15 protein-coding genes are annotated in these 16599 nt (G+C 56.6%); 5 read left to right on the forward strand and 10 right to left on the reverse strand.

Going from position 1 to position 16599, the window contains the following annotated elements; all coding sequences use genetic code 11:
- Window positions 1-72: 72 nt before the first annotated feature.
- The 9 genes from QRN55_RS02705 to QRN55_RS02745 all read right to left on the reverse strand — a co-directional run bounded on the left by QRN55_RS02705 (window position 73) and on the right by QRN55_RS02745 (window position 8518).
- Window positions 73-1299: an acetate/propionate family kinase gene (locus QRN55_RS02705; protein WP_284774602.1), complete on the reverse strand. Its 1227-nt coding sequence runs from the start codon at window positions 1297-1299 to the stop codon at window positions 73-75.
- A 9-nt stretch (window positions 1300-1308) separates the two neighbouring features.
- Window positions 1309-1761 carry a pyridoxamine 5'-phosphate oxidase family protein gene (locus tag QRN55_RS02710; RefSeq protein ID WP_284774604.1) on the reverse strand — a complete coding sequence of 151 codons (453 nt, stop codon included), beginning with the start codon at window positions 1759-1761 and terminating at the stop codon, window positions 1309-1311.
- Window positions 1762-1856: 95 nt separating this feature from the next.
- On the reverse strand, window positions 1857-3161 hold the full coding sequence (locus QRN55_RS02715; RefSeq protein ID WP_284774606.1) for an LLM class flavin-dependent oxidoreductase: 1305 nt from the start codon (window positions 3159-3161) through the stop codon (window positions 1857-1859).
- 14 nt (window positions 3162-3175) lie between these two features.
- Window positions 3176-4516, reverse strand: coding sequence for an MmgE/PrpD family protein (locus QRN55_RS02720; protein WP_284774608.1), 1341 nt, complete (start codon window positions 4514-4516; stop codon window positions 3176-3178).
- 2 nt (window positions 4517-4518) lie between these two features.
- Complete coding sequence (locus tag QRN55_RS02725; RefSeq protein ID WP_284774610.1) at window positions 4519-5307, reverse strand: amino acid ABC transporter ATP-binding protein; 789 nt, start codon at window positions 5305-5307, stop codon at window positions 4519-4521.
- A 12-nt stretch (window positions 5308-5319) separates the two neighbouring features.
- A complete protein-coding gene (locus QRN55_RS02730; RefSeq protein WP_502871274.1) occupies window positions 5320-6102 on the reverse strand; it encodes an amino acid ABC transporter permease in 783 nt (260 codons plus the stop codon).
- Window positions 6099-6845 (reverse strand): amino acid ABC transporter permease, encoded by a 747-nt coding sequence (locus QRN55_RS02735; RefSeq protein WP_284774612.1) that lies wholly within the window; start codon window positions 6843-6845, stop codon window positions 6099-6101. Before QRN55_RS02735 ends, QRN55_RS02730 begins: the two co-directional genes overlap by 4 nt.
- Window positions 6846-6868: 23 nt before the next feature.
- Complete coding sequence (locus QRN55_RS02740; RefSeq protein WP_284774614.1) at window positions 6869-7705, reverse strand: transporter substrate-binding domain-containing protein; 837 nt, start codon at window positions 7703-7705, stop codon at window positions 6869-6871.
- A gap of 210 nt (window positions 7706-7915) precedes the next feature.
- Window positions 7916-8518 (reverse strand): TetR/AcrR family transcriptional regulator, encoded by a 603-nt coding sequence (locus QRN55_RS02745; protein WP_284774751.1) that lies wholly within the window; start codon window positions 8516-8518, stop codon window positions 7916-7918.
- A 233-nt stretch (window positions 8519-8751) separates the two neighbouring features.
- On the opposite strand from QRN55_RS02745, the gene QRN55_RS02750 reads away from it, so the two are divergent.
- From QRN55_RS02750 to QRN55_RS02770, 5 genes are all read left to right on the forward strand, one after another.
- Window positions 8752-9747 (forward strand): XdhC family protein, encoded by a 996-nt coding sequence (locus QRN55_RS02750; RefSeq protein ID WP_284774616.1) that lies wholly within the window; start codon window positions 8752-8754, stop codon window positions 9745-9747.
- Window positions 9748-9888: 141 nt separating this feature from the next.
- The gene (locus QRN55_RS02755; protein WP_284774617.1) at window positions 9889-10422 is read left to right on the forward strand and encodes a 2Fe-2S iron-sulfur cluster-binding protein; all 534 of its coding nucleotides are present in this window, start codon (window positions 9889-9891) and stop codon (window positions 10420-10422) included.
- Window positions 10419-11408, forward strand: a complete 990-nt coding sequence (locus tag QRN55_RS02760; protein ID WP_284774619.1) for an FAD binding domain-containing protein — start codon at window positions 10419-10421, stop codon at window positions 11406-11408. The genes QRN55_RS02755 and QRN55_RS02760 overlap by 4 nt, the downstream gene beginning before the upstream one ends.
- Window positions 11405-13708, forward strand: a complete 2304-nt coding sequence (locus tag QRN55_RS02765; protein WP_284774621.1) for a xanthine dehydrogenase family protein molybdopterin-binding subunit — start codon at window positions 11405-11407, stop codon at window positions 13706-13708. Before QRN55_RS02760 ends, QRN55_RS02765 begins: the two co-directional genes overlap by 4 nt.
- 337 nt (window positions 13709-14045) lie before the next feature.
- Entirely contained in the window at window positions 14046-15173 is a 1128-nt protein-coding gene (locus QRN55_RS02770) for a hypothetical protein (RefSeq protein WP_284774622.1), read from the forward strand.
- A 213-nt stretch (window positions 15174-15386) separates the two neighbouring features.
- On the opposite strand, the gene QRN55_RS02775 is transcribed toward QRN55_RS02770, so the two are convergent.
- Window positions 15387-16580, reverse strand: a complete 1194-nt coding sequence (locus QRN55_RS02775; RefSeq protein WP_284774625.1) for an amidohydrolase family protein — start codon at window positions 16578-16580, stop codon at window positions 15387-15389.
- Between the last annotated feature and the right edge of the window lie 19 nt (window positions 16581-16599).

Here is a 16599-nt window from a genome sequence, read left to right on the forward strand (position 1 = left end):
GTACTGCCGTTCGCCAACGGATAAGAAAGTATTCCTCTCCCGTTTGGAAATGTGATTGCTCGATGTCTTGGTTCAGTTGGTCTGCAGCGCTGTCAGCAAGCGGAAGGTATCGTCTGCGATCACCTGTTCCTCGTCTGTCGGAATGACGAAGACCTTGATCCTGCTGTCCGGGCTGCTGATGAGTTGGGCATTTGAGTTATTCGCCTTTTGGTCGATCTCAAGGCCGAGCCAACCAAGATGTGACGAGATCGCAGCCCTTATGGCCGGTTGGTGCTCGCCTATGCCTGCTGTGAAGACGAATGCGTCTATCCCGCCCAGCGTGCTGACGATACGTGCGGCCTCGCCAGCGGTTCGAAACGCAAATAGGCCAATGGCTTCTTTTGCCTCTGGTCGACCACTTTCAAGCAGTTCGCGACTATCTGAACTGATGCCGGAAACGCCTAATAGGCCGCTTTCGTGATATAAAAGATGCTCTAGCTCTTCCGGTGTGTGTTTCTTCTCGGCAAGCAAATAGAGCAGTACGCCCGGATCCAACGCGCCACAACGTGTCGCCATCGGTATGCCGTCAAGCGTAGAAAATCCCATGCTGACATCGCGGCTTATTCCACCTTCCATCCCGCAAAGGCTACAGCCGCTACCAAGATGAGCGACCACGACTTTTCCGTCGGCAACGTCTGGAGCAATACGGGCCACCTCGCGAGCGACGAAAGAGTAGGATAAGCCGTGAAAACCGAAACGCTTTACCCCTTGGTCATGCAGGGCACGGGGCAGTGCATATCGTCTCACAAGCGTACTGTTGGTGCTGTGGAACGAAGTATCGAAGGACGCGGTCTGAAAGATGTCCGGTTGCAGCGTTGAGACTGCGTCAATCAGTTGAAGACTGTGTTTCTGGTGGAGCGGAGCCTGAGGAAGAAGGCTTTCGATTGATGTACGGGTTTTCTCGTCAATCGGCACTGCGCCGCGGAACAGGTCGCCGCCATGCACCATCCTGTGCCCAACGGCTGTGATGTCTACTATTTCAAAATGGGTTGCTAGCGCTGTAAATACTGCATCGACAACCCCACTGGTGCAAGTCTTAGAAGTTGCTGGAAGTGCAATCTCTGATTTCTCAGCGCCTCCGAACTGAAACTTCAAACAATTCCGCTGAAACTCGATTATGCCTTTGCCGACGCTAAGGGGAGTACCTGCCTTTAGGATGAATACGCCGAATTTGACGGACGACGAGCCGACGTTGAATGTCAGTAGTTTCTCGGTGCTGAATTTGTCATTTTGATCGTGATAATCCAACGGCTCGCGCATCTGATCATCCTAATCGCTTCTCGCACGGCGGCCCGAGAGTTTCTCAATCTGAACACTGAAGAAGACTGGCAGTGAAGCGGTTTTGGACAGCTCTGTCTTCGCCGGCTTGTACGCGCCTGGTTCCCACCAGTCGTTCTTCTTCTGTAGAAGAGACCAGGCATAGATGTGTTCCCCATGCCATTTTTCGTTATCGGGCAACTCCTGGTAACGTCCTTCTACCAGAACGCTTTGCCACTCCCGTTTCGTCTCCACATGATCCAACTGAAGACAGACATGCGGATTGTCCCGCAGGCTCTTGATCTTCTTGCCGGGCATGGAGAATGCGTAAAGCATGCCGCCCTGATAAACGTACTGGATCGGCACCACATACGGCTTACCCGCTGCGATGCAACCCAAGTGGCAGATACTGTTGGCTTCAAGCATCGCCTGACATTCAGGCGCCGTCATCTCTTGCACGTTCATGTGGCAATCCTGACGAAAGCTACGAGCAACGTCCGAAGGAAAGCTGCTGAGCGAACTCTGGTATGCGCCCTTTAAATGTGTATCGCAATCACAAGTTAACTCGGCGGAAGGGCAGGGCGCGCGAGACCCAGGTGATCGCGCAGCGTTGACCCCTGATATTCTGTGCGGAACAGACCCCTTTCCTGAAGGATCGGCACGACAAGCTGCGTGAAATCCTCAAGGCCTTCCGGGAAGAATGGCGGCATGACGTTGAATCCGTCGGCGGCGCGTCCTTCGAACCATTCCTGCATGCGGTCGGCAATTTCCACTGGCGTGCCGAGGACGATGTGGTGGCCGCGACCGGCGGCAACACGAAGGGCCAACTGGCGGATTGTAAGGTTCTCTCGGCGTGCCAGAGCGGTCAAGAGTTCGGCGCGGCTGCGCAGTTGGTCGGAAATCGGCAACTCCGGCAAAGGGCCGTCTGGGTCGTAATCGGTAAGGCTGTGTCCGATGCGCTCTTCGAGAAGCGGCATGGCGCTTTTCAGCTCTGTCCATTGGTCGAGTTCGGCGAGCTTGTCCGCAGCTTCTTTGGAGGTGCGGCCGACGACCGGCAGGAAGCCCGGCATGACGGCCACGTCATCGGGGTGGCGACCGAACTTCTCGACACGGGATTTCAGGCTTTTGTAGAAGGCCTGGGCTTCGGCGAGGCTTTGCTGAGCCGTAAACACCACGTCCGCCGTACGAGCGGCCAAATCCTGACCGGGGCCGGAAGAGCCGGCCTGAATCAGGATCGGATGACCCTGTGGTGAACGCGGAATGTTGAGCGGACCTTTGACCGAATAATATTTGCCCTCGTGGTCCAGCATATGCACCTTGTTGGGATCGGCATAGACACCGTTTTGCTTGTCCTTGATGAAAGCGTCATCGTCCCAACTGTCCCATAGACCGCGCACGACATTCACGAACTCCTCTGCAACAGCGTAACGCTCGTCATGCTCGGGATGCGATTTTGAGAAGTTGTTGGCTGTGCGGGCGTAGGAAGTCGTCACGATGTTCCAGGCGGCACGGCCATGGCTCAGATGGTCGATCGAGGAGAAGGAGCGCGCCGTGTGATAGGGCTCGCCATAGGTTGTGGAGGACGTGGCGGCAAGACCGATCTTTTCGGTTACCAGTGCCAGCGCCGCAAGCAATGTCAGTGGTTCGAAACGGGCGATGGTGGATGGATGCGCATCCACGCCGCTGGTCAGGCCGTCCGCCAGAAACACCATATCGAACTTTGCCTGCTCGGCCATTTGCGAAACGCGGCGCAGCAGATCGAAGTTTTCGCTGCCTGCTTCCGCTTTCGGGTGACGCCAGCCGGAAACGTGGTGGCCCGCACCCTGAAGGAAAAGACCCAGATGGATTTGTCTCTTGGCACTCATGGTAAAATCTCTCGTCAAACGAAGTTCTGATTGAGCAGCGCAAGAAGCCGGGCAAAATCGGCCTCGCTCCTCATGCTGCGGACAAGGTCTGGAATATCCGCAAAGGCGGGGTTGCCAGCGGTTGCGTCGTGGAATTTTTCTGTTGGATCTGTGACGCCGGGCAGGCCATCGAAGCGGCGATTGATTGTACTACCGTCGTTCATAGCGATATCCAGCACGACGAACCGCGTGGTTGGATCGCTCGACATACGGGGAACCGACGTATCATGGTGGCGGCTGGCACGGCTTGCGAGCGCCATGATGCGGTCTTCCACCGGCCGTTCGTCGAAATGACCAAGCCGCAAAGCACCGTCGAGCAACGCTGCGGAAAACACATATTCCGGGCTAAACCGCGCCTCGATGCCATTGCTCGGCTTCGTTACCACCAAAGCCGCGTCCGCACCTGGGGGGTAGGTGAAGGTGATCGTGTCTATCTGCTCGGCTTTCAGCCCTTCACCGTGAAGGTCTATTCCCAGTGAGGCAACGGGATGGCTGGCCGTGCAGCAGGGATAAGCTTTCAGCGTCAGGCCGGGCGATACGATTTGCCATGGTTGCGCCCAGTTTTTGCTCGTCAGTTCCGGCTGTCCTGCACCAAACGCATAGGCGGCGTAGAAGCTGACCGGATTGTCCAGAAAATCAGGCGCGCCACCAAAGCCCGCCGCTGCCAATCGTGCCGCGACAAGGCCAGACCGTGCGGCCATGCCAGCATGATAAGGCTTTGCATCAAACCCGAATTGCAACCGCAGCCCGGCTGCCTGCGTTGCGGCCAATCCAAGCGCAATGGCAGTTTCTTCCACTGAGGAACCGTTCAGATGGCAGATCGCGGCTGCGACGCCCACGGGGCCAAGCGTTGCGGTGGCGTGAAATCCGTTCTCGTAATGCTTGGAGCCCAGAGAAAGCCCCAGCCGCGCCATGGCTTCCAGCCCAACGATGTAGGATGCAATGAAAGCCTCCGCACTGAAGGTCCGTTCAGCGGCCAGAGCCAGCAGTGCAGGCACAATTACCGTTGTCGGGTGGCCTCGCACGCTTGCATGAACATCGTCATAGTCAAGCAGATGGCCCGCATAGGCGTTCAGCACCGCCGCAACCAGCGGATCTGTTTGTCTAGCCTGACCGACCAGGATTGCCTTTCCCGGCAAATTGGCGCCTATCACACGGGCGAGAACACCCGTCGTGCGGTCATTGGCACCAGCAATCATGCAAGCCAAAAAATCCGTGATCGCCGTGCGCGCCGCATCCATTGCGGCTTGATCACCGCTCGGATCGGATTGGACGATTGCCTTGGCAAAGGCAGAGGTGAATGTGGCATTCTCCATGGTCAGATACCTTCGCCATCACGCACCGAGGCGCGGGCGCCGGACAGGCCGCCGACGAATTGTCGGATGCGGGCATTGTCGGTGTCGTGAAAAATTTCCTTCGGCGAACCGTGAGCGACGACGCGACCGTTTTCGGTAAACACGACCGTGTCGCTGATCTCTTCTGCAAACCGCATTTCGTGGGTCACGAGGATGCTGGTCATCCCATCGCGGATGAGGTCGCGGATGACCCACAGAACCTCGCCAACGGTTTCAGGATCGAGCGCGGATGTCACCTCATCGAACAGAACAAGGTCGGGTTTCATAGCCAGTGCGCGGGCAATGGCCACGCGCTGCTGCTGGCCACCGGAAAGCTGGCCGGGATAGGCGTTTGCCTTCTCGGACAGGCGGACTTTCTCCAGCAACTCGCGGGCAAGTTTCTCGGTTGCCGTGCGGTTGGCGCCGAGAATCCGCGTTGGCGCAAGCACGATATTGTCGAGAACGGTCAGATGCGGAAACAGATTGTATTGCTGGAATACGATGCCAACCCGCTTGCGCAGTTCGATGCGCTCGCTCTCCTTCGTCAGCTCATCGACCCGTGTGCCCGCGACGGTGATCTTACCGCTTTGCGGCATTGCCAGCGCGTTGATACAGCGTAGCAGGGTGGACTTCCCTGAGCCTGAGGGGCCGATGATCGAAACGGCGTCGCCTTTGTTGACCGTGAGATCTATGCCCTTGAGCACCTGTGTATTCCCGAAAGACAGATGCACGTCTTCCAGTTTCACGATCGCGGTATCGGTGGATACAGTCATCTTTAAAATCCTTCAGCCCGCGTTGAAGCGCTGTTCGAGGCGGCGGGTAAGCCGGGCGATCGGGTAGCAGAGCGTGAAAAACGCAGCCATGACAACGACATAGGCGATGATGGTGAAATCAAGCCTGCGCACGGCAGTGCTCGCATCTGTTGCCGCATGCATCAATTCATGGACGCCGACAAGGGATGCCAGCGATGTCCCCATGGCAATCGAAGAGGCCACGTTCATCCATGGCGGTAGCGAACGGCGCACACACTGCGGCAGGATGACGAAGCGAAGGGCCTGCATGCGGGAAAAGCCAAGTCCTTTGCTCGCCTCCCACTGCGTTGTCGGTATGGAAACGACGGCACCACGGGTGATTTCGGCGATGTAGGCGCTGGCAAGAATGGCGAGGCCGATCACGGCCTTGATCCAGTCCGGAAACGGCAGATAATTGCCGAACAGCACGATCTCGAACGGAAAGATATAGGTGGTGGCGAAGATCAGCACGAGCGCTGGCGCGTTGCGAAAAATCTGGACGTACATTGCTGCTGGCCAGCGAATGAACCAGTAAGGCGCCAGTTGCATAAGGCCGAGTAGAACGCCAGCCGTGGTCCCGATCGTAATCGCGCAGAGTGCGATCACGATATTCATCGAAAAGCCGGAGGCGAGGTAGGGAAGCCAGTCCAGCAATTCCTTGCCAAGTGTCAGGTCGATGAGAGACCAGACGACAACCAGCAGCGGCATGGCGACAAAACCGGCATAACGTAGAACACGGCTGCTTGCCTTGGGTGCCTGGGTCGGTTTCATGTTCATAGGCCGTACCCCGGAATGGCGAGCTTGCGCTCTACCCACAAACCGGCGCGGGCGATCAGAAAATTGATCAGGCTGAAAAACGCCAGAAGGACGATCATCAGTTCGACCACATTGTCGCGCTGCGTCCACACCATGATCGACGCATAGGTGATTTCGCTGACGGCAATGGCATTGCCCACTGTTGTCGATTTGACCAGGTTGATGAGCCCGTTGACGATGGCGGGCAGGGATGCGCGAAATGCCAGCGGTATCTGCACGTAACGCAGGATTTCGAACTGGCTGAAGCCCATGCCGCGTGCCGCTTCTATCATCGAGGAGGGTACCGCTTCGATGCCGCCACGAATGGCTTCCGCGTGCAACGCCGCAACATGCAGCCCAACCACGGCCACCACCCAGAAGAAGGGGGAAAGCGGATTGTTCTGCGCGCCGCCAAACAGATTGGAGACAAATGTATTGAGCACGAGAAAGCTGAACATGAGCTGCACGAGCGTCGGCGTGTTGCGCGTGAGCTCAACGAACGCTCGCACCGGCGCAGACAGCCATAGCCTGCCTGAGGTCAGGCAGGCTGCAAACAACAATCCGAAAATCAGACTGACGGGAATGGTGATGGCGACAAGATAAAGCGTGGTGATGAAACCATCTCGCCAGATTTGCGCCTCGTAACCCGTCGCCAGAAATTCATAATTGAGACCCAGCCTGCTCGTCAGATCGACAAACAGGCTGGTAAGATTCACATCATTCATAAGGATTTACCGCTGGTCTCCGCTCATGGGGCGGCAGAAAGCTTTTTGTTCTCTTCTTCCAGATACTTGGTATTGAGCAAGCGGTTCGTCTTTGCCATTTCGAGCAATTTGCCCGAGGTGTGCAGCTTCTTCACGGCGTTATCGAGTGCGGTCTTGGTATCGTTTTCATCCTTACGGAGCCAGATCACGGAATCGGACGGGATCAACTCTGTCGGGAAAGGAATAGCGTAGTCTTTCCATTCGTCGGCGCGGTCAACAAGCAGCAAGCCGACAGTCGCCCCGACATGCACGGCAGCAACGCAGTTGCCGCCCTGAAGCGCAAGCAGCGATTCCGGCTGGCTTGGCAGCGCCTTAACGATGGCTCCATATTCTTCGGCCAACGGCTGGGCGTAGTTCGAACCCTGCGAGATGCAAACCGGCTTGCCCTTGAGGTCAGCCCAATCCTTCAAGCCGCTATCCTTGCGCACAACGGCAGCGCCACCGGCACGGTCATAAGGTGTCGGCACGTAATCGAGAATTTTTGCCCGTTCGTCGGTGTACTGCATGTTGGCAATGAGGATATCGACTTTGCCCTGCTGCAGAAATTGTACCCGGTTCGGCGGCGTTACCGTCACTGTTTCCAGCTCGACACCGAGATCGGCAGCCAGCGCTTTCGCCAGGTCAACATTGTAACCCTTCTGCTCCTGCGACTTGGGATCGATAAAACCAAAAGGTGCACCAGAAAGAATAACGCCGACAGTCAGCTTGCCACGGCCTTTGATCCGGTCCAGCGTAGCGTCTGCTGAAGCCTGAGTGCTCGCCAGTGTAGCGAGCGAAATCGAAAGTCCGAAAATAACTTTGGTTATGGCTCTGGCAAACATCTATGGCTCCTTGTTTCAGGCGAACATAGAGAAACGCTTTAATAGCGGCGAGGAAGAAATCTCCACGTACGGCGCTGAAAATGGAATAGAATATCGTATTCAGGCGGAATAGTAGTCGATATATTCTACCATCTTCAGCGACGTGTTAGCCTACTCAGCAGGCACGTTCCCACTTGGGCAACGTCCAGCGAGCGCAACACCATTTTCGTCTCACTTCGATAATTCTGGTGCCGTTGGAAGCCGCAATCCGTCCATGACGAGGCGGACAATTCTGTGCGCTCGCTCGCGCCAGTCCGGTCCTTCCGGGATCGAATATATGCCGAAGAGTGCACTCAGAACATCTGCGGGTTCGATGTCGCCCTTGATCGCGCCAGCATCGATAGCGTTTTTCAGGAGTTGGCCGAATGTCTGGTGCAGAAGCCTGGAGCCTTCGTTGAAAAGCGTGGAATTGGATGTGAACAGCAATTTTAGGCTGCTGGCCATGCCGCGTTTGGCCGCCATGTAGCTGACGAAGCGGTCCATCCATTCTGCAAGCGCGACATCCGCTTTTTCCTGCGCTATCAGTTCGGTGGCGGTGGTCGCCAGAAGTTCCAGTTCGCGACGATAGACGTTTTCGACCAGATGTTCTCGCGTTGGGAAATGGCGGTAGAGTGTACCAATTCCGACACCTGCGCGCCGGGCAATGTCTTCCAGAGAAGCAGCCGCACCGTTTTCCGAAAATGCCAGAACCGCAACCTCCAGCAGCTTTTCCCGATTACGGCGTGCGTCTGCCCGTAATCGAGGCTGCTTGGATGATGGTTGTGGTCGCTCCATAGGCACTTTTATCTCACTCCACGCGAAAAGGCTTGACGAATGATCGCAAGTCACTAGATTAAACGGAGGCGCCTCCGTTTATGTGTGGCGCCACCTAATCTTTAGTGCAGGTCCGTGGTGAATGTCATGCCGAAAGAGCGTGGCGGTGCAAATGAATGTCCCGGGTTTGGGAACCAACCCACATTCCGAAAGATTAGGCGTTCAATCAGGGCGTCACGACGCAGGAGCCTATCATGACTGAAACCGCCAATCTCAGCCTGCATAACGAAGTCGACGCCCGGCAGTTCCATGTCTTTGGTGCTGGCACATCTCCAGAAATGCCCGTACCGGAAAAAGCGTTCTCGACAGACAACGCGCTCGACGTTTTGAATTTTGCAATAGAATCCATGATGTCCGGTCACAAGGTGGCGCTCTGCACATTGGTGGAAATCCGAGGTGGCTCATCACGTCCGCTCGGAGCGCAAATGGCCGTTGCCGATGACGGTCGTTATTGCGGCTACGTGTCAGGCGGTTGCACGGAGGCAGCTATCGCCGCTGAGGCCCTACAGGCAATCGCCGGAGGTCACGACCGTTTCGTGATGCTGGGGGAGGGGTCGCCCTTCTTCGATATCGTCCTTCCATGTGGCGGTGGCATTACCGTTGCCGTCCATCTCGTTCGCGATGTGACGCCGCTCTGTTCCGCCGTCGCGCTTGTTAAAAATCGCCAGACTGGATGGCTTTCCTATGCTCCACACAGCCAGCGCCTGTCACTCGGTAGCGTCATTGGTAAAGCCGGTTGGAATGACGATGTCTTCATAACGTCCTACCGACCTGCCGTCCGCGTTCTTTTGTCTGGGCGCTCACTCGAAGTCGAAACGGCTGCACAGGTCGCAAAAGCCGCGGGCTATGACGTCGTCGTTCACGACCATGGCGCGGTTGGCACTTTTGATGTTTCGTTGATCGATGATGATACGGCGGTCGCTCTGCTTCAACACGATCTCGACCTGGAAATGCCCATGCTTGAAGCAGCGTTGAAATCGCGACCGTTTTACATCGGTGCCCTTGGCAGCGCCCGAACTCACCAAAAACGCGTGGAACGGCTGCGACAAAGCGGCCATTCCAATGAGGCCATAGCCCGGATCAAGGCACCGATTGGCCTGTTCGAAAAAGCGAGAGATGCCCAAACTTTGGCTCTCTCCGTTATCGCCGATATCGCGGCCTGTCGCCAGTCCGCCATCGCGTCAGGCTAGCCTACCGCGAAATCTGACTTGCCGCATCGACATGGTGCGACGGTCGCGCACGCATACCTTCAAAGAATTCAGTGAACGCGCCGCATGTAATGACGTTGCGTGCGCGCCATCGCCAATGCGTTTTGGACAAAGGAGATGCATATGCATTTTACCATCAACGGAACTGCAATCGACGTAGAGGCGGATATCCGCACCTCTCTGCTCGACCTCATGCGCAACTCCCTCGGTTTTACGGGGACAAAAAAAGGTTGCGACCAAGGCGCCTGCGGCGCTTGCACCGTCCTTGTCGATGGTGAGCGTATCAACTCCTGCCTGGCACTCGCGGTCCAATATCAGGGTCGGAGCATCACCACGGTCGAAGGGCTTGCCGACAATGGCAATCTCAACGCCTTGCAAAAAGCCTTCATCGAGCATGATGGCTTTCAGTGTGGCTATTGCACGCCCGGGCAACTCTGTTCCGCCATCGGGATGGCAGGCGAGATCGAACGCAACATCCCGAGTGTCGTCACAAGCGATCTTTCAGCGGATAGCATTCCGGTCACCGACACGGAAATCCGCGAGCGTATGAGCGGCAATCTCTGTCGATGCGGAGCCTATAACGGCATTGTCGAAGCCATTTCCGAAACCCTGGCACAGCAAACGGCAGCGCCGATCGAAGAGAGGGCACGGGCATGAATATTTTCTCCTATCATCAAGCATCAGATGCCGCGTCCGCCATCGCGCTTAAACAGGCAGGCCCTGCGGCGAAATATCTGGGAGGCGGCACAAATCTCGTTGATCTCATGCGCGAAACCGTCGAGCAGCCGGAAACTCTGGTCGATATCTCGCATCTGCCCGGCACCATTGAGCAGCGCTCCGATGGAAGTCTGCTGATCGGTGCCGGTGTGAAAAACACGGCACTTGCAGCGCATGATGCCATCAGGGCGAATTTCCCGCTTCTGTCCCGCTCAATTTTGGCCGGGGCAAGTGCGCAAATCCGCAATGTGGCAACGGTTGGCGGCAATATACTGCAGAGGACCCGCTGTCGGTATTTTTACGACAACGCCGCTCGCTGCAACAAACGTCAGCCGCATGCGGGCTGTGATGCGCTGGAAGGTTTCAACCGCTACCACGCAATCCTCGGCGCGTCCGAAAGCTGTGTGGCGACCCACCCGTCCGACATGTGCGTGGCTCTTGTCGCTTTGGATGCTGTCGTTCACCTCCAAGGACCGACGGGCACCCGCAGCATGCCCCTGCGTTACCTTCACCGCCTACCCGGTGATCGCCCCGATGTGGAGACCGAGTTGCAGCCGGACGAACTCATCACGGCAGTTGAAATTCCGCTGCTCGCCTTTGCGCGGCGGTCTGCATACCGAAAGGTGCGGGATCGCGCGAGCTACGCGTTCGCCCTCATTTCCGTCGCCGCAGCACTGGACGTGGACGATGCCGGTGTCGTGCGCGATGTCAGGCTGGCGCTTGGCGGTGTTGCTCACAAACCCTGGAGAGCACTCAAAGCCGAGGCTGCCCTGAAAGGTCAAAAAGCGGATGCGGAGAGTTTCCAGGTCGCTGCTGAGGCGGAACTCGCAGATGCCGTTGGCCTGCGTGACAATGCATTCAAAATCGAACTGGCGAAACGAACCATCGTTGCCGTTCTTGAAGAATTGAAGGGAGAAAACGCATGAGCGCCGAAACCCAGACGCTGCCAGATGCAGGGAAGCCCGGCCGCTGGCAGCCCGCCATTACGGCTGACCCGATGCTGCGCAAGCACGGTACGCTAGGACAGCCCGTTTCTCGCATCGATGGTCCCATGAAAGTTCAGGGTAAGACGCGTTTTGCAGCGGAGTTTCCCTATGTGAACCTCAGCTATGCGGCGCTTGCCTTCAGCACCATTGCGCGGGGTCGCATCACCGATCTGCATGTGGAGACGGCAGAGGCGGCACCCGGTGTCATTCTCGTCATGACCTACAAGAATGCCCCCCGCATGAAGGCGCCGTCATTGATGATGTCATCGCCGACAGCGGCAGGTGCCAGTGATCTGCCGGTGATGCAAAACGACGAAATCCACTGGAACGGCCAGCCAATCGCCCTTGTTTTGGCGCAAACGCAGGAACAGGCGGATTATGCCGCTTCGCTTATCAAGGCGGAATATGCGATGCTGCCAGCGGTAACCTCTTTCGATGAGGCGAAGAAAACACCACGGCAATTGGACAACCTGCTCGGGCAACCGCCTATCGTGGAAATCGGTGACGCCGAGACAGCGCTCGCCAATGCCGAGGTCAAGGTTGATGTCATCTACCGCACGCCGCGACACAATCACAATGCCATCGAGTTACATGCGGCAACCGTTGCCTGGACCGGAGACGAACTGCGCGTTCATGATGCCAGCCAGTTGCTGGACCTGACGAAAGGCCAACTTGCCGATATCTTCGATCTCGACGCGGATATGGTACATGTGACGTCGCCCTATGTCGGCGGGGGGTTCGGCGGCAAATGTCTTTGGGACCATCAGATACTTGCCTGTGCTGCATCCAAGCTGGCAGGGCGACCGGTGCGGATCATGCTCTCACGCGAAGGCGTATTCCGTATCGTGGGTGGTCGCACAGTGACCGAGCAACGGGTGGCACTCGGCGCCAAATTCGATGGCACGCTGGATGCCCTGGTCCACACGGGTACGGCAGCGATGACACTGCACAATTCCTGCCCGGAACAGTTCACCTTTCCAGCCAAGCACCTTTATGCCGCCAAGACCTTCCGCTTGGCGCAGGATGTCGCAGACATGGACATGCTGGTAAACACTTTCATGCGGGCACCCGGTGAATCCGTCGGCACCTTCGCATTGGAATGTGCGCTGGATGAATTGGCAGACAAGCTGGCAATGGACCCCATCGAACTGCGCCGCCGTATCGAACCGGAAAAGGACCCGACGACCGGTAAACCGTTTTCATCACGATACCTCATCGAGGCCTATGAAAAGGGTGCGGAGCAATTCGGCTGGGATCGCCGAAGCCAGACTCCACGCCAAAGACGCGAGGGAGAATGGCTTATCGGCATGGGCTGTGCGACAGCAACTTATCCTTACCATCGCTTTCCAGGCGGTGCGGCGAGGATCAAGCTGACGGCAGAGGGGCATGTGACGGTCTCCACCGCCGTGCATGACATGGGCATGGGAACGGCGACGGCTCAAGCCCAACACATTGCTGTGCGGCTGGGCGTGCCGCTCGACCATGTCACCTTCGAGTATGGCGACAGCAAGCTGCCGCGCGGCGTAATCGCCGGTGGCTCGACACAAACCGCCTCGATTGGCGGTGCTGTCATCGCGGCAACGGAGGTCTTCGTCGAGGAACTGATAAAGCTCGCTGGCAATGACTCGCCACTCGCAGGGCTGTCCCTCGGAGACGTCGAGCCGAGAGATAATGGTCTTGGACATGTGGACGACAAAAGTCGCTTCGAAAGCTATCAGTCCATATTGCGGAGGGCAGGGCGCGAAGCACTGGTCTGCGAAGCAGATGCACCAGCTCCGGCAGAAATGGAGGCATTTTCCATGCACTCCTATGGCGCCCAGTTCTGCGAAGTGCGGGTCAGCGTCGTTACCGGTGAAACGCGCGTGTCGCGGTTCCTCGGCTCTTTCGATGCTGGGCAGATATTGAATGCCAAGATGGCCGCCAGCCAGTTCAAGGGCGGCATCATCATGGGCATCGGCCTTGCCCTGACGGAGGAAACCAACTTCGACGAGAGGACGGGCCGCGTCGTCAACGCCTCTCTAGCTGACTACCACGTGCCAGTGCAGATGGATGTCCCGCCCATCGACATTCTCTATACCAACAAGCCCGATCCGCAGGCCCCCATGGGCGCACGCGGCATCGGCGAAATCGGCATTACGGGAGTGGGAGCGGCGATTGCCAACGCCGTCTACAATGCAACCGGCGTCCGCATCCGTGATTTGCCTCTTACTCTCGACAAGGTGCTGGAGAAGCTTGGCTGAACCGACGTGGTGTTTCCCGTGTCAGCCTCGCTGAAGAGATGAGCAGTAGCTTCGGCTAGAGCAGCGTTTCCGTTTAAGCAGGAAACGCTGATTTCGCCGCCCTAGGTGACTTTGGCTGGCGGTAGAGTGCTCGCAAAGTCAGCGCACAGCAGAAAACGTGGATGGGAGGGGTAATCTCCTTCAAATTAGGACTGCAATTGGGTGCCGAGATTATACAACATGGAAAAAATGGCACAATCTGAAGTTGGCTGTTTGGTTGTTTTCTGTCATTGATTTGGCTGACATTTTTTTCGTTTCCATGACGTCGAGGTCGTCTGCATCTTCATAGGAAATCCTGATGCCTTATCCGCAAGTCATGCTCTTCCTTTCCGCGCTGATTTCTCTTTTCTCCGTCTTTGGTGAAGCGAGTGCCGCAGAAGGCGCATGGAAAAAACATGTTTTTGAATTCAATAATCCGAGCCTGAATTTCGAGACTGAGGTGCCAGACAATGCCACAGTCGAGACGGTGGCAATGGAGGATGCGGAGCCCGGTTCAATCGGCAGGGTGAAGATCGTCGGAAAGGTAACGCCCGGTGCCGATGGCCAACGGGTCGAGACGACCATAATGGCCTATGACCTTCGTAGCCCACCTGCGGCGTTGCGGATATGTAAGTTCGAGGCCGAGTTGGACGGTTACACGCCTCGTTCCACATTCGCATCCCAAGATCTAACTGAAGCAAAGGTCTTCGCTACGCAGAGCGACAACGGCAAGCCGAAGGCCGCTATCCTAAGTCACTGTTTTGCAAAAGGGAAAAATGCGCTGGCAATTCACTTTGTCGTTGAGGTCATCGGTGAACCGACGCCGGAGGCGGCCAAAAAGGCTTTGAACGAGCTTGACGGCTATTCAATCGCTTTTCTCAAAAATTTTCAGTTCTCCGACGGCAAGCAAGCAAATTTTGGCGACGACATGCAGCGCGTTCCCCTGCGGATCGGCGAACGCAATATCGACCTTCAAATCCCGCTTGGTTGGGAAATCCCGATCAACGACTTTCAAGGGCCATTGCCGGCTGAGTTGCACATGATCCGTCGCAGCGATGATCGCGCTGTCGGCCTGATCTGGCTTATCGTGCTGCCCATGGCTGAAAAGCCAGATTTGGAAAAGACGGGTGCCGAAATCATCAAAAACTACTTCGTCAAGCAGACGCCGGATGCTGCTGCGCCGGTGATCCTCCGCACTAACGAAAACCCGGCCCTCTCGGAAGCTGAGCTTGCCAACCGCGAGTTCCGTTTTGCCGTTAAAAACCTGAAGGGTGAGGATATCGGTGTCATCGAAGCAACCGTGGTGTGGAAAGACAACCAATTGGCTGTGATCAGCGAATGGTCCACTTGGGTCGAGACCGCACGTCGTAACGACTTCTTCTCTCGTCTTCCTGGTATGACAGTATACGGCCTCGTGCGATCAGCGGTACTGGGGGTCGCGCTCTGATCAGCCGCGTTCTGCGCATGGAACGCGGTCTAAAAAGATGCACGACCTTATCGATATAACGAGGGATGGTGCGGCAACAAATAACCGTCAGGGTGCTGCATTACGGCCTGCCGAATTTGTTGCCGCCTTGCAGATGCTGAGGAGCTGATCTGGAGTCTTTGATGACCCGCCCCTCCCGCAGCACATTATTCTGCGCGTTTAGATGTTAGGGTACTAGCGGAAGACTGCGTTTCCTTTTGCCACCATATGCCCGCCTTTAAAGACACTTCGATTTCTAGGAAATGAGACGACTGCTTCGGGGATGCAGGTGGCTGGAAATGTTACGAAGTCTGCTTTCGCGCCAACGTGAACACCGTAATCTTCTAAGCGAAGAGCCTTTGCGCCTTCGCTTGTGACGATGTCGAATGCAGCGTTCAATTCGTCATCTGTGTAGAAGCCAGAGCGGTAGCCGATGATTTCGGCACGGTGCAGCATATCGCCATCGCCATAGGGCCACCAGGAATCGCGGATGTTGTCGCTGCCGCTGAAGACGGTCACGCCTTCGCGGCGCAGCAGGGCAACAGGCGGAAAAGTGTGGTTGCCGGGCGCGTTTGTCATGATCGATACTCCGCTTTTGGCAATGGTCGCGGCAATCTTGCGAGCTGCGTCAGGGGCCAAGTCGCCAAGTCCGTAGGCGTGGCTGATAGCGACATGGCCCTGTATGCCGAGCGCGACCGTTCGGGCGCAAATCTCCTCGATGGTAAAAGCACCCATGCTTCCGCCGTCATGAAGATGGATATCGATGTCCACGCCGTGTTTGTCTGCAACGCCGAACACCACATCGAGATGGCCGTTCACATCACGGTCGAAGCTTGCGGGATCAAGGCCACCGACGAGATCAGCGCCAAGTTTGATTGCCTCATCCAACAGTTCCGGTGTGCCGGGGCTTTTGAGGATGCCGCTCTGAGGAAAAGCGACGAGTTGGATGTCGATCAGATCCTTGTAGTCTTCACGAACCGCCAGAATGGTCTCCAGCGATTTCAGCCCGACGGAGCCATCCACCATGACGTGGCTGCGCATATGTAGCGTTCCATTGCTGATGCAAAGATCGAGTTGGTTGCGCGCGCGTTTGTCCATCGGTGCAGCGACAGCCATGTTTTCCGCCTGAAATGCAACACGCTCATGCACGTCGAAACCATTGGTGCAGGGGCGATGCGGTATCCAAGTGTCGCCGTAGAAGCTGGTATCCAGATGGATATGTCCTTCGACAAATCCCGGGACAAGCATATCTCCGGCAATATCGACAACAGACGCCGAGGCGGTATCCGACCCGGCAGGGTCGATGGATGTGATCCGTCCGCTTTCTACACTGATATCACGCAGCAGGCCGTCTGCCAGTTTGGCATTGGTGAAGACAGTCTTTGTCATGCTGATTAAAACTCCTCAT

This window comes from Agrobacterium sp. lyk4-40-TYG-31 (genome assembly GCF_030209855.1).
In the GTDB taxonomy this organism is placed as follows: domain Bacteria; phylum Pseudomonadota; class Alphaproteobacteria; order Rhizobiales; family Rhizobiaceae; genus Agrobacterium; species Agrobacterium vaccinii.

Excerpts from the sequence above, each read along its gene's own strand:
- QRN55_RS02705 (WP_284774602.1), bottom strand. The coding sequence starts at position 1,299 with ATGCGCGAGCCGTTGGATTATCACGATCAAAATGACAAATTCAGCACC.
- QRN55_RS02710 (WP_284774604.1), bottom strand. The coding sequence starts at position 1,761 with ATGAACGTGCAAGAGATGACGGCGCCTGAATGTCAGGCGATGCTTGAA.
- QRN55_RS02715 (WP_284774606.1), bottom strand. The coding sequence starts at position 3,161 with ATGAGTGCCAAGAGACAAATCCATCTGGGTCTTTTCCTTCAGGGTGCG.
- QRN55_RS02720 (WP_284774608.1), bottom strand. The coding sequence starts at position 4,516 with ATGGAGAATGCCACATTCACCTCTGCCTTTGCCAAGGCAATCGTCCAA.
- QRN55_RS02725 (WP_284774610.1), bottom strand. The coding sequence starts at position 5,307 with ATGACTGTATCCACCGATACCGCGATCGTGAAACTGGAAGACGTGCAT.
- QRN55_RS02730 (WP_502871274.1), bottom strand. The coding sequence starts at position 6,102 with ATGAACATGAAACCGACCCAGGCACCCAAGGCAAGCAGCCGTGTTCTA.
- QRN55_RS02735 (WP_284774612.1), bottom strand. The coding sequence starts at position 6,845 with ATGAATGATGTGAATCTTACCAGCCTGTTTGTCGATCTGACGAGCAGG.
- QRN55_RS02740 (WP_284774614.1), bottom strand. The coding sequence starts at position 7,705 with ATGTTTGCCAGAGCCATAACCAAAGTTATTTTCGGACTTTCGATTTCG.
- QRN55_RS02745 (WP_284774751.1), bottom strand. The coding sequence starts at position 8,518 with ATGGAGCGACCACAACCATCATCCAAGCAGCCTCGATTACGGGCAGAC.
- QRN55_RS02750 (WP_284774616.1), top strand. The coding sequence starts at position 8,752 with ATGACTGAAACCGCCAATCTCAGCCTGCATAACGAAGTCGACGCCCGG.
- QRN55_RS02755 (WP_284774617.1), top strand. The coding sequence starts at position 9,889 with ATGCATTTTACCATCAACGGAACTGCAATCGACGTAGAGGCGGATATC.
- QRN55_RS02760 (WP_284774619.1), top strand. The coding sequence starts at position 10,419 with ATGAATATTTTCTCCTATCATCAAGCATCAGATGCCGCGTCCGCCATC.
- QRN55_RS02765 (WP_284774621.1), top strand. The coding sequence starts at position 11,405 with ATGAGCGCCGAAACCCAGACGCTGCCAGATGCAGGGAAGCCCGGCCGC.
- QRN55_RS02770 (WP_284774622.1), top strand. The coding sequence starts at position 14,046 with ATGCCTTATCCGCAAGTCATGCTCTTCCTTTCCGCGCTGATTTCTCTT.
- QRN55_RS02775 (WP_284774625.1), bottom strand. The coding sequence starts at position 16,580 with ATGACAAAGACTGTCTTCACCAATGCCAAACTGGCAGACGGCCTGCTG.